This window comes from Cryobacterium sp. Y57, from assembly GCF_002929505.1.
In the GTDB taxonomy this organism is placed as follows: Bacteria; Actinomycetota; Actinomycetes; order Actinomycetales; family Microbacteriaceae; genus Cryobacterium.
Map to the genome: position 1 here is coordinate 1 of NZ_PJJL01000063.1, position 12483 is coordinate 12483.

The following is a 12483-nucleotide window of genomic DNA, read 5'->3' on the forward strand; positions in this document are numbered from 1 at the left end:
CCAATTTCATCACCTTCCATAATGGTTGGTGGCCCTATTTTCAGTTGGCGTTCTTGGCCCTATTTTCAGTCGGCGTTAACAGGCCGGCCTCTTCGAGCGCGCGGTATGCGCGCGCCGCTGACGGCGAGAACGATGAGTCCGAGATGCTGACCGGGACAGGTCCGGTTTCCGGCGTGGGATCAGGTGCTCAGACTGACGAGAGCTGGAGTCCGATCACGGAGCAACGGCGTTCAATGTCCGAGGTAGCTTGACCCCACGAACGGCATCCCAGTTCAGCGCGGGTCAGGGTGAGGTGGTAGGTAATCCCGGACAGTTTTCGCTTGGTCCTGGGTGTGGCAGGCAAGCTGCCCGTTCAGGCATACCGCGCTGTCGAGGAGCTTCTTTTTCATCGTGTAATTGGTCAGCGGCACGCCGCCTCTCACCGGGTGCTGTTCTGCCTCGACGGTGAACCCGTGGCGCTCGAAGAAGGGGCGGGCTGTGATGCTGACGTCGGCTGTCAGTTCTGTCACCTGCACCGAGCGCGCGTGGGTCTCCACGTGTCTGATCAGTTGGCGTGCAACCCCGCGTCGCTGAAATTGGGGCGTGACGAACAGCATGTCGATATACCCCGCAGAGTTCACATCAGAAAAGCCGGCTGGTGCACCATCCACGGTCGCCACGTAACTGTTCCGCTCCAGCATCGACGCATGCCAGGTGGAAAGATCTCGCGCTCCTGGCCGAGCCCACGCTTGAATCTGCTCCGGCGAGTAGTCGGCGGCAGCGGTCTCGGTTACCGCAGCAAGGAATATTGCCACGGTGTTTGCGGCATCCGCTTGACCGTAGGGCCGGATGACAACGGGATGCGTATCGGTGCTCTTGTTCAATTTCACATCACCAGCATCTCACCGTGCCGGGCCTGGCCTCGCGGCACTTACGGTGCCCCGGAAGACGAACGGTTAGCGCACGTCGAGACGTGAGCCGAATACCGGTCGAACATTTACTGTTGCAGCGTGATCATCCTCTTAGCTTGAGGCATCTATTGCACAGTTAAAAACGTGATCAGCGTGGATATATTCGTGGTGCCCCCACTGGGACTTGAACCCAGACTGTGACGATTTTAAGTCGTCTGCCTCTGCCAATTGGGCTATGGGGGCATGCCCGATGACGGGCGGATACAGCGCGGGTGCCGTCGGGCGATGCTCTCGCCCGACAGTACCCAGCGAAAAACCTACTTCGTAGCGGATGCCTGAGCGGCCGCCTTCTGCCCGACGGTTGCCTGCTTTGTGGGAGCTGCAGCGTCTGCTGCAGCAGCCTTGACCGTGGGCTTGCGCGGCGCACGGGGCGCGCGCGGAGCCGTCGGCGCCTTGGCGGCCGGCGCTTCGGCCGGTGCCGGTGGCTTCGGACGCGAAGCAAACTCTTCGAACACTGCGCGCGGGTTCTCGGTGGCGCTAAGCGAGACAATATCGCGACCGAGGAACACGTTGTTGCTCCAGCCCCAGACGACGCGCAGCTTGCGCTCCCAGCTCGGCATGGCCAGGCCGTGGTAGCCGCGGTGGGCGAACCAGGCTGGCAGTCCGGTGATGGCGAGGTTGCCGCTCTGGAACACGCCCACACCGACGCCGAGACCGGCGACGGCACCCAGGTTTTTGTGCAGGTACTGCACGGGCTCTTCGCCGCGCAGCACGGCAACCAGGTTCTTGGCGAGCAGCTTGCCCTGGCGCACAGCGTGCTGGGCGTTGGGTACGCAGTTGCCGCCCACGCCGCCACCGCTCAGGTCAGGAACGCTGCTCACGTCACCGGCGCCCCAGGCGTCAGCGATGATGTCATCTTCGGTTCCGACGCGCAGGTCGGCGCGAACCCGCAGGCGACCGCGCTCCTCGATGGGCAGGTCGGTGTGACGCACGATCGTGGGGTTGGCCATGACACCGGCAGTCCAGACGATGAGGTCGGTCTCGAAGGTCTCTCCGGTGGAGAGTTCGATCTTGCCGTCGACCGCGCTGGTCAGCTGGGTGTCGAGGTGAATCTCCGCGCCGCGGCCGGCTAGGTTGTCGATGACCCACAGGCTCGTCTTGAGCGAAACTTCGGGCATGATGCGGGCCATGGCTTCGATGAGGTGAAAGTTGGTCTCTTCGAAGCTGATCTCCGGGTACAGGGTGAGCAGCGAGGTGGCGAAGGAACGCAGCTCGGCAAACACCTCGATCCCGGCGAAACCGCCACCGACAACGACGAACGTCAACAGGCGTTCACGCTCGGGGCCGGCTGGCAGTGCGGCAGCGCGGTCGAAGTTGGTCAGCACACGGTCGCGAATAGCGACGGCCTCTTCGATGGTCTTGAGGCCGATGGCCTGGTCGGCGATGCCGGGAATGGGGAACGTACGCGACACCGCGCCGGCGGTGACTACAACGATGTCGTACGCAAACTCGTACGGCTCGCCGATGGGCGGCGTGATCGTGGCGGTTTTCTCCGCATGGTTGACGTAGGAAACCTTGGCAGAGACGACGTTGGTCTTTTTGAGGTGACGACGGTGAGACACGACCGCGTGGCGGGGCTCGATAGATCCGGCAGCGACCTCCGGAAGGAAGGGCTGGTACGTCATGTACGGCAGCGGGTCAACGATGGTGACCTCGGCTTCGCCGGATCGCAGCCATTTCTCGAGCTTCCATGCCGTGTAAAACCCGGCGTAGCCGCCACCAACAATGAGAATTTTGGGCACGATGAGAAAGCCTCCTACATGATTATTATTGTGCGAAATCTTTGGGGTTGCGCCGAATCCGCTTGATGTGCCGAGTGGCCCCAATGCCTAACAGCATTACTAGGATACCAAACACCACGAGTACAGCGAGCGGCAGACTGATATAAGTCAAGGTCAGTTGGTTCGGAAGCCAGGCCGTGAGCACATTTTGCACGGGCAGAGGCGGGTCCTCGTGCGCGACTACCGGAGCCTCAGCGACCGGAACTTCGGTGGGAACCACCTCGATTTCGGCACGACGGTGCAGTGTGATCCACTCGGTCAGTAGTGCGCTCGGGGTAGCCCCGGTCGCCGGAGCGACATACCGGGTCACGGCGGCGGCAGCGTCGATCAGGCCATTGCCGTAGATCGGACTCGGAACGGACTGCCCGTTGGCGTTCGCGGTCGCGATGACACGGTTCATGACGCCCGCCGCATCGAGATTTGGATAGGCTGCTCGCACGAGGGCGACCAGCCCGGACACGATCGGCGCGGCCGCGCTGGTTCCGTCCCACTGAACGTAGCTGGAATCGGGCATAACGCCGACCAGTTTTTCACTCGGAGCGGCGATGGCGATGGTGATGCCCTGCGAGGACGCATCGAAGCTCGCCGTTTTGTTGCGGTCGACACCCGCCACGGTCAGAACGCCGGGGATCGTCGCGGGAGCACCGACCTCGGTGGTGCCGCTCCCCCGGTTTCCGGCCGCGGCCACCACGACGACATCGTTGTCAAAGGCGTAAAGAAAGGCCTCATCCCAGCTCTCCGGCCAATACAGCGTGTTCCGGGTGAGTGACATATTGATGACGTCGGCGCCGTTGTCCACAGCCCAGCGGATGCCCTGCGCGATCTGGTCATCGTTGCTCACTGCGGAACGGGTACTGCCGAACCCCACCGACACCGCCAGAATGGATGCTTCCGGGGCCACTCCGATGAGGCCCGTGCCGTCACCGGTGCCGCGACCGGCCAGCAGCGAGGCCACCAGGGTGCCATGCTCGCCGTCATCGTCGTCACCGGCGACCGGGGTTTGGCCGTTTGGGGAGCCGAGACCGGAGACATCCGTTCCCCCGGTCACAACGCCGTTCAGCTCGGGGACGCTGCCGTTGACCCCGGAGTCGATGACGGCCACGGTGACGCCAGCGCCCCGCGTGGTCTTCCAGGCTTCGGTGAATCCGTAATCGTTCAGCCAGTACTGCAGGTCACGAATCTGGTCGGCATGCGCGGCGGGTGCGTCGAGCACGACGGAACCCGCGACAGTGCCGCCGAAGAGCGCTGCGGTGAGGGCGACTGCGACGCCCGCGCTGACTCGACGCCCACCGGCCCGGCGCCTGCCGGTCCGACACTTACTGATTCGTCGCGCAGTCGGAGTCACTCCGGAACCGTCCTGCCTGTCGCGGCTGCGGCGGAGTAGTCCAGGCAGACACAGACCGTCGGCGACCAGGCCGCACGCGCCAGCGCGAGGTCACCGATGGGATTTACGCCGGGTCCGGCGGCCAGGGAGTGCGCGGCGAGGGCGTGCAGGCATTTGACCCGACTCGGCATGCCACCGGAGGAGATCCCAGCGATCTCCGGCACGGCGCCGAGCTGCTCGCGGTCGAACAGAAAACTCTCGTGAGCGGCTTGGTATGCGGCGCGCACCTCGTCATCGTCGGCGAGCAGATCGTTGTATTCGTTCATGACCTGGGTCGCTTCGAGCGAGGAGATCGCTGCCGTCGCGGCCGGGTGGCACAGGTAGTACAGGGTAGGAAACGGAGTACCGTCGGCCAGCCGCGGGGCGGTGGCGACCACGGTCGGCGCGCCGCAGACGCAGCGCGCAGCGATGCCGACCACGTTGCGGGCAGGGCGACCGAGCTGGGCCGAAACAAGATCGATGTCGGCTGGAGAGAACGGATCGAACGGCGGCCGGGTCACGGAGCCACCGGCTGTGGGGCGTCCGTCGCTGGTGGCGCTGGTGCTGCGGCTTGCGGAGCGAGGCCGGCTGTCATAGTGGAGGCGAACAAGGAACCCAGCCAATCAATTGTGGTGCTTTGAATATTGGTGCTGACCGGGCTCGTATCCGCTTCAAGCGGAGCGACGGCCGGCAGATCGTTGATGACGAGAAAACTGATGTCGCCGGGCAGCACGTACGACAACCGCTCGCGTGCCTGCGTCGTGACGTAGGTGCGGTCGTTCCAGCGCTCTCGCTGGCTTGTGAGCCGATCGACCTCGGCTTTCTGGTCGGCCACAGCGGCACTGAGCTGGCTGATCTGCTGCCGCTGCTCGGCGTAGGTGCGCAGGCTCGGCGCGAGCACCACGACGGCGAGGATCAGCACGACCATCATCACGAGCGAAAATCCGGAGAAGCGGATGCTGCGCAGCCAGCCACCGGCGGGGGTTTCGGCCTCTGGAGTAACGGGTTGCCGTAGGGCCGGTCGTTTCTGATCCATGACAACTCCTTACGCTGGCGATGAACGTGCTGGTGAAAACGGTAGCAAGTGTGGCTGTGGGCCCCCGGCCAGCCGAAAAACGGTGGTCGGGAGCCCGCAGGCTAAGTCGAGCGGTGTTACGCGGTGAAGCGGGGGAACGCGGAGCGGCCCGCGTAGACAGCGGCATCGCCGAGTTCTTCTTCGATGCGCAGCAGCTGGTTGTACTTGGCGACGCGCTCGCTGCGTGCGGGGGCGCCGGTCTTGATCTGGCCGGCATCCGTTGCGACGGCGAGGTCGGCGATGAAGGTGTCTTCAGTCTCGCCTGAGCGGTGCGAGATGATCGCTGTGTAGCCGGCGCGCTGCGCCAGTGCCACGGCATCCATCGTCTCGGTCAGGGTACCGATCTGGTTGACCTTGACCAGGATGGAGTTCGCAGCCTTGAGCGTAAGGCCCTTGGCCAGACGCACGGGGTTGGTCACGAACAGGTCATCGCCAACGATTTGCACCTTGTCGCCAAGAGATGCGGTGAGGTGCACGTAACCGTCCCAATCGTCTTCTTCGAGCGGGTCTTCAAGGGAGACCAACGGGTAGTCGGTGACGAGCTCGGCGTAGTACGCGCTCATTTCTTCGGCCGAGAACTTCTTGCCCTCGAAGTTGTAGCTGCCGTCCGTGAAGAATTCGCTCGCGGCGACGTCGAGGGCGAGGGCGATGTCCTTGCCGGGAACGTAACCGGCGATTGTGATGGCCTCGACGATGAGGTCGAGCGCGGCCCGGTTGCTCGGCAGGTTGGGGGCGAAACCGCCCTCGTCGCCGAGGCCGGTGGACAGGCCCTTGGACTGCAGCAGCGCCTTGAGGCAGTGGTAGACCTCAACGCCCCAGCGCAGCGCCTCGCTGAACGATTCAGCACCGAGGGGAACGATCATGAATTCCTGAATGTCGACATCGTTGTCGGCGTGCGAGCCGCCGTTGATGATGTTCATCAGGGGCACCGGCAGGGTGTGCGCGTTCGGGCCGCCGAGGTAGCGGAACAACGGCAGGCCGGCTGAGCTGGCGGCGGCCTTGGCCACGGCCAGGCTGACGCCCAGGATGGCGTTGGCGCCGAGGCGCTCCTTGTTGTCTGTGCCGTCGGCTTCGATGAGCACGAGGTCGACAATGCGCTGGTCGGTCGCGTCGATGTCTTCGACCGCTGGGCCGAGGTCGTCGATCACTGCTTCGACGGCCTTGAGCACGCCCTTGCCCTGGTAGCGGGCTTTGTCGCCGTCGCGCAGCTCATAAGCTTCAAATACCCCGGTGGATGCGCCGGACGGTACTGCGGCGCGGCTGACGGTTCCGTCGCCGAGCAAAACTTCGACCTCGATGGTCGGGTTGCCGCGGGAGTCGAGAATTTCGCGTGCGTCTACTGCCTCAATTAGGGCCACAACTGTCTCCTGATTTGTCGGGGGTGAACGCCTGGGTAGACGCCGGGGTACTGGTCGAATGAAAGTAGGGTGTGCCGGATGATCCAGGCGGTTTCAGTCTAACCAAACGCATCGGCCGATCCGCTGAAGCGGCGTCAGGCGTCAGGCGCCGAGCGGCTTGAAGTCGAGGTCGACAGCGGCCTGCGTGTCAGCGGTCACGAACGCGAAGCGTCCGTAACCGGCCTCCCCGGCTCGGTCGAGCAGGGCCTTGAGGTTCTTGGTGCGGCGTTCCAGACGCACCCGCAATCCCCCGGCGATGAGGTCACGCTTGAACGCGACCAGACGGGCCGAATCGGCGTCTTTCTCGTAAACGAGTACGACGGCATGCTGAGCGGATGCGGCATCCGCCTGCAGCAGGTCGACGATGCGTTCAAAACCGATCGAGAATCCGCAGGCGGGTACGTCGGTGCCGAGGAATCGGCCGATCATGCCGTCGTAGCGGCCGCCGCCACCGAGGGAATAAGCCAGGTCGGGGTGGGAAATCTCGAAGATGGTGCCGGTGTAATATCCCATGCCACGCACCAGGGTCGGGTCGAAGACCAGGTCGACGCCGGGAAGGGCTGCGCGCAGGTTCGTGAGGTCAGCGAACGCCGTAGTGTCAAGCCACTTCGGGGCGCTGTCGCCGAGGGACCAGCCACCGGATCCGAGTTCGGTGAGCAGCGTGGCCAGGTCGGGGGCGTCGATGCCGAGGGTGCCCAGTTCGGTGGCGACGCCGTCGACGCCGATCTTGTCGAGCTTGTCGATCACGATCAAGGCCCGTTCGGTCAGTTCAGCAGCGACATTCCAATAGGCGAGCAGGGCGCTGAGGATGCGCCGGTCATTGATGCGAATGGAGCACCCGTCGAGGCCGAGCTGGTCGAGCGTCGCGGCCGTGGCGGTGATCAGTTCGATCTCGGCGAGCGGGCCGGCCTCGCCGATGATGTCGATATCGCACTGCATGAACTGGCGGTAGCGCCCCTTCTGCGGGCGCTCGGCCCGCCAGACCGGGGCGATCTGGATCGACCTGAACACGGCGGGCAGTGCGGCGCGGTGGGTGGCGTAGAACCGGGCGAGCGGAACAGTGAGGTCAAAGCGCAGTCCGAGGTCGGCCAGGGACAAGAGGTCATTTTGCTCGGCTGCAGCCGCCACATCCGCTGGGCTGAGGCCGCGCTTCAGCACCGCGAAGGCAAGCTTCTCGTTGTCGCCGCCGAGCCCTGCGTGCAGCCGGTCGGAGTCTTCCATGACCGGGGTTTCAATCTCGTCGAAGCCATGCGCCCGAAAACTGTCGCGGATGATGCCGAGAGAACGCTCGCGCACGGCCTTATCGGCGGGGAGAAAATCGCGCATGCCGCGCGGCGGGGTTACTGCAATAGCCATGGGGTAATTCTCTCAGGTGCTGTCGACGCGATTCACCGTCCACCCCCGAACGGGAGTGCACCCTAGACTCGGGGGAAACAAGCGGGGGTGTGTCGATGTCGGTGACGACAGTTTTCGGGCCTGGCGGGTCTGACCGGCTTGGCGGGCCTGACGGCCCGAACGGGATCGTGCCGAGCGGCATCGCGGTGACCGGGGTCAGTCGATCGTTTGGCAGCGTGCCCGCACTGCTCGATGCCACGTTGACCGTTCCGGCCGGGTCGGTCACCGCCCTGATCGGGCCGAACGGCTCGGGCAAAACCACGCTGCTGCTCATGCTCGCCACGCTGCTCACCCCCGATACGGGCAGCATCCGCATCAACGGTCACGACCCGGTCACCGAACCGGAGCGGGTGCGCGCGCTCATGGGCTGGATGCCCGACACCCTCGGCTCATGGCCGAGCCTGAGCGCCCGGGCGGCGCTTGTGACCACGGGCCGCATGTACCGCATGACCGGCGAACAGGCCGCCGTGCGCGCCGACGCGCTGATCGCGCTGACCGACCTCGGTGACTTCGCCGACCGGCCATCGCGGGTGCTGTCGCGCGGCCAGAAACAACGCCTGAGCCTGGCCCGGGCGCTCGTGCACTCCCCCGGAGTCCTGCTGCTCGACGAGCCGGCCTCCGGCCTCGACCCTGCAGCCCGTGCTTCGCTGCGCCAGCTGCTGCGCCGCCTGGCCGGCGAGGGCGCCGCGATTCTCGTGTCCAGCCACGTACTCGCCGAGCTCGACGAGATGGCAGATGCCGCGGTGTACCTCGCCGACGGGCGCACGGCCAGCCCGGAACAGGTGGCCGCGGCGGGCGCGAGTGCCAGAGCCTGGCGCATCCGCTCCCTCGATGAGTCAGCGTTGGAACGTGCGCTGGCTACGCCTGGCGTGGTCGGCGCCCTCGTACAGGTTCTCGGCGTGGACCAGCTCGGCACCCTCGTACAGGTCGAAAATGAAGCTTCCGCAGCCGCCCTACTGCATAATTTGGTGCTGAGCGGGGTTCCGGTGTGCGATTTCGGGCCGGCCGTCGGCAACGTCGAACACACTTTTCTCGACCTCACGCGGGACAGACCGGCGCGACATAGTTCTGTCGTCGTCAACCCGGAGGTCACGCCATGAACGACCGCAATCGCCTGTTCCTGACCGGACTCTGGTTGATCGTCACGTTGGAACTGCGCCAGCGGGTGCGCGGCGTCTCCTGGTACGTACTGCTGGGCGTCTTCATGCTGCTCGTGGGCATCGTCACGTTTCTGCTCTGGCTGGCTACCTCGGCTTGGCTATCCGGCGGCGGCGGGGTGTTCTCGACCATCATTTTCTTTGTGCTGCTGCTAGCAACATTGGTGTCGCCGGCACTGTCGGGCAACGCCATCAACGGTGACCGGGATATCGGCACCCTCGCCACGACGCAGGTCACGCTCATCAGCACCGGGCAGCTCGTTCTCGGTAAGTTTCTGGCCGCCTGGATCACCGCGCTCGCGTTTCTGGCGGCGGCGTTGCCGTTTCTCATCTTCGCGGTCGTTCTCGGCGAAGTTTCGCTCGGCACGATCAGCGTGTCGATGCTGGTGCTCGCGGCCGAGTTGGGTGTGATCGCGGCGGTCGGTGTGGGGTTGTCAGGCATCCTGAACCGACCGCTGTTTTCGATCGTGCTGACCTACCTCCTGGTCGCGGCCCTCAGCCTCGGCACGCCCATTGCGTTCGCCCTGCTCGGCACTGCCACGCAGCAGGAGGCGACAAGCGTGAACTACCAGGTCGTGCAGTCAACCTACGACCAGCAGACCGGCAAGCAGTCGGACATCGTCTGCTCCACCGCCCAGACCTCGACCTACACCGTGCCGCGCTTCGACTATTTCTGGTGGATCCTCGCGGCGAACCCGTACGTGGTGGTAGCAGATGCCTCGCCCGGCAGCTTCGACGAGGGCGGCCGCCCCACCGACCTGTTCGGTCAGATCGCCGTCGGCGTGCGTGGCGCGCAGGCCGCGCCAGAGCTGTATACCGAGTACAACGGATGCGATGAGGCCGCCAAGGGGTACGCTAACCAGCAATCCGGCATCGGTCCCACACCGCAGGAGACCTACGACGGCGCGGTGCCCAGCTGGTTCATCGGCCTCTTCATTCACGTAGTGCTTGGCGCGGGCGCCCTGGCCTGGGCTTGGCGCCGCACCCGAACCCCGGCGACGCACCTGGCGGCAGGCAGTCGCATCGCCTAGCCAGCGGAAGGCTAGGTCGGCAGTGCGACGATGCCGGCATCGAAGGCATCGGCGGCCGGATGCTCGGCACCACGAATCTCAGATTGCAGATCGCGCACGGCGGTTCGCAGCGCTCGTTCGGCGTCGAGGCCCTGGGCCCGGGCGGATGCCACGATGGCCAAGAGCAACGGTCCGAGATCAGCCTCGGACTCGATCGGAAGCGGGAAACCGGCATCCGCTTCAAGCAGGCCGATCTTCTCAGCCCGGCCAAGCACCTTGTCGGCCAGGGCGAGCGCTGGCATGCCGGCCGGGATGCCGTCCAGCACACTCGTGCGCCCCGGCTTCTCCTCGGCCTTGAAACCGTCCCAGGCAGCCGACACCTCCTCGGCCGTCTCGAGGGTGAGGTCCCCGAACACGTGCGGGTGCCGCCCGATCATTTTTTCGGTCAAGCGAGCGGCGACATCGTGAATATCGAAGTTCTCCTCCGGGGTATGGGCAGCCAGGTCGGCGTGGAACAGCACCTGGTAGAGCACATCACCCAGCTCTTCGAGCAGGTCGTCCCGGCTGCCGTCTTCGATCGCCTCGATCAGTTCGTGGGTCTCCTCGACCAGGTAGCGCACGAGCGAGGCGTGCGTCTGGTCGGCGTCCCACGGGCATCCGCCGGGCGCACGCAGCCGCGCGACGGTCGCGATGAGGGTCTCGAGGGATGTTGCGGCCGGTTGCGTTGCGTGTGGCGGAACAGTGGATGCCAGATGCGCGACGCCGTCTGCCGCCCGCGGCGCTGGCGGGTTCGATTCCGGCAGCGAGGCTCGGGCTGATGAAAACAACGGATCTGTCATGGTTGTGCACTCCTCGATCGGTTCCATCGTAAACGGCCTCTTGGGGGCGCTCAGCTGCCTCGTGTATTCTGGGTGACGGTGAGCCGGGAAGTCTGGTCGGCACATTACGAGCGCGCCGGAAATACCAGAGGATTTATTATGACCAAACCATTCCGCCAGCCCACGCCCAAATCGACCCCGTCGTCGACGACCATCCTGCGTCGCGGCAGCCACAGCGAAGTCGTGCGCATCTCCAGTATTTTGCGTAAAGAAACCGTTGGTGGTGCCATTTTGCTGGCCGCGACCGTGGCCGCCCTGATCATGGCCAACTCTGGCCTCTCAGACGCGTACTACGCATTGCGCGACTTCAAAATCGGTTACGAGCCGTGGCACCTGCAACTGAGCCTCGGCGCATGGGCGGCCGACGGCCTGCTGGCGATCTTCTTCTTTCTCGCCGGTCTCGAGCTAAAACGTGAGTTCGTCGCCGGCGATCTGCGTAGTGTGAGCCGTGCCATCGTTCCCGTAGCCGCCGCCGTCGGTGGCGTGATCGTCCCGGCCCTCATCTACGTACTCATCAACCTCGAGTCGGGCGCCGAAACACTGCGCGGCTGGGCAATTCCCACCGCGACCGACATCGCCTTTGCCGTTGCCGTCCTCGCCGTTATTGGGTCGAAGCTTCCGCCGGCGCTGCGCATCTTTCTGCTGACTCTCGCCGTGGTCGACGATTTGCTCGCCATCACGATCATCGCCTTCTTTTACACGGACGACATCGCCGTTCTGCCACTCGTGCTGGCCCTGGTCCTGATCGCGCTGTTCTGGATGTTGACCCACAAATTCTCCTACTTCTTCGGCACCAGAGCCTGGACAGCGTGGCTGATACTGCTGCCTCTCGGCTTCATTGTCTGGGCGCTCGTGCACGGTTCTGGCGTGCACGCGACCGTAGCCGGTGTACTTCTCGGCTTTGCCGTGCCGGTGCTGCGCAGCAAACGTGGCGGCGGGCCCGACGCCGGGCCCGGTCTGGCCGAAACTTTGGAACATCGCATTCGCCCGCTCTCCAGCGGATTCGCGATTCCAGTGTTCGCCTTCTTCTCCGCCGGCGTCACCATCGGCGGCGCCGATGGCCTGTACCGGGCGCTCACCGACCCGGTCGCGGTCGGCATCGTTGTCGCTCTCGTCGTTGGCAAGCCGATCGGTGTGTTGCTCGCGACCTTCATTGTGACCAAGACCACGAGGGCGGCGCTCGACCCTGATCTGGCCTGGATCGACGTCATCGGCGTCGCCGTGCTGGCCGGCGTGGGTTTCACCGTGTCGCTGCTTATCAGCGAGCTCGCTTTCGGCCAGGGCAGCCCGCACGACGACCATGCCAAGGTAGCCATTTTGGTCGGTTCGCTCCTCGCCGCACTCCTGGCCGCGGTGATCCTGCGTTTGCGCAACCAGCACTATGGGCGCATTGCTGAGAAGGAGGCCATCGACAGCGACAACGACGGCATCCCGGATGTCTACCAGCCGGAACAGGCGTCGAAAGGCTAAGCGGAGC

The 12483-nt window shown here is 64.8% G+C and carries 12 protein-coding genes and 1 tRNA gene; 4 read left to right on the plus strand and 9 right to left on the minus strand.

Going from position 1 to position 12483, the window contains the following annotated elements; all coding sequences use genetic code 11:
• A partial coding sequence (locus CXY72_RS20050; RefSeq protein WP_233197694.1) for a hypothetical protein occupies positions 1-251 on the plus strand: 251 nt, incomplete at its 5' end.
• Between the two features lie 21 nt (positions 252-272).
• Here the strand turns inward: CXY72_RS20050 and CXY72_RS06990 are convergent.
• From CXY72_RS06990 to hisS, 8 genes are all read right to left on the minus strand, one after another.
• Complete coding sequence (locus CXY72_RS06990; protein WP_233197695.1) at positions 273-869, minus strand: GNAT family N-acetyltransferase; 597 nt, start codon at positions 867-869, stop codon at positions 273-275.
• 187 nt (positions 870-1056) lie between these two features.
• Positions 1057-1133 (minus strand) — tRNA-Leu (locus CXY72_RS06995).
• A gap of 74 nt (positions 1134-1207) precedes the next feature.
• A complete protein-coding gene (locus CXY72_RS07000; protein ID WP_104126979.1) occupies positions 1208-2692 on the minus strand; it encodes an NAD(P)/FAD-dependent oxidoreductase in 1485 nt (494 codons plus the stop codon).
• A 25-nt stretch (positions 2693-2717) separates the two neighbouring features.
• Positions 2718-4076: a S8 family serine peptidase gene (locus CXY72_RS07005; RefSeq protein WP_233197696.1), complete on the minus strand. Its 1359-nt coding sequence runs from the start codon at positions 4074-4076 to the stop codon at positions 2718-2720.
• The gene (locus tag CXY72_RS07010) at positions 4073-4615 is read right to left on the minus strand and encodes a DUF501 domain-containing protein (RefSeq protein ID WP_104126980.1); all 543 of its coding nucleotides are present in this window, start codon (positions 4613-4615) and stop codon (positions 4073-4075) included. Before CXY72_RS07010 ends, CXY72_RS07005 begins: the two co-directional genes overlap by 4 nt.
• Positions 4612-5130, minus strand: a complete 519-nt coding sequence (locus CXY72_RS07015) for a septum formation initiator family protein (RefSeq protein ID WP_104126981.1) — start codon at positions 5128-5130, stop codon at positions 4612-4614. Before CXY72_RS07015 ends, CXY72_RS07010 begins: the two co-directional genes overlap by 4 nt.
• A gap of 116 nt (positions 5131-5246) precedes the next feature.
• A complete protein-coding gene (gene eno, locus CXY72_RS07020) occupies positions 5247-6527 on the minus strand; it encodes a phosphopyruvate hydratase (RefSeq protein WP_104126982.1) in 1281 nt (426 codons plus the stop codon).
• Positions 6528-6668: 141 nt separating this feature from the next.
• Positions 6669-7922 (minus strand): histidine--tRNA ligase, encoded by a 1254-nt coding sequence (gene hisS, locus CXY72_RS07025; protein ID WP_104126983.1) that lies wholly within the window; start codon positions 7920-7922, stop codon positions 6669-6671.
• 95 nt (positions 7923-8017) lie between these two features.
• Between hisS and CXY72_RS07030 the strand changes: the two genes are divergently transcribed.
• Both CXY72_RS07030 and CXY72_RS07035 read left to right on the plus strand, forming a co-directional pair.
• Positions 8018-9061 carry an ABC transporter ATP-binding protein gene (locus CXY72_RS07030; RefSeq protein ID WP_233197697.1) on the plus strand — a complete coding sequence of 348 codons (1044 nt, stop codon included), beginning with the start codon at positions 8018-8020 and terminating at the stop codon, positions 9059-9061.
• A complete protein-coding gene (locus CXY72_RS07035) occupies positions 9058-10149 on the plus strand; it encodes an ABC transporter permease (RefSeq protein ID WP_199183977.1) in 1092 nt (363 codons plus the stop codon). The genes CXY72_RS07030 and CXY72_RS07035 overlap by 4 nt, the downstream gene beginning before the upstream one ends.
• A gap of 11 nt (positions 10150-10160) precedes the next feature.
• On the opposite strand, the gene CXY72_RS07040 is transcribed toward CXY72_RS07035, so the two are convergent.
• A complete protein-coding gene (locus CXY72_RS07040; RefSeq protein ID WP_104127075.1) occupies positions 10161-10967 on the minus strand; it encodes a MazG family protein in 807 nt (268 codons plus the stop codon).
• Between the two features lie 138 nt (positions 10968-11105).
• On the opposite strand from CXY72_RS07040, the gene nhaA reads away from it, so the two are divergent.
• Positions 11106-12476 (plus strand): Na+/H+ antiporter NhaA, encoded by a 1371-nt coding sequence (nhaA, locus tag CXY72_RS07045; RefSeq protein ID WP_104126984.1) that lies wholly within the window; start codon positions 11106-11108, stop codon positions 12474-12476.
• Positions 12477-12483 lie beyond the last annotated feature (7 nt).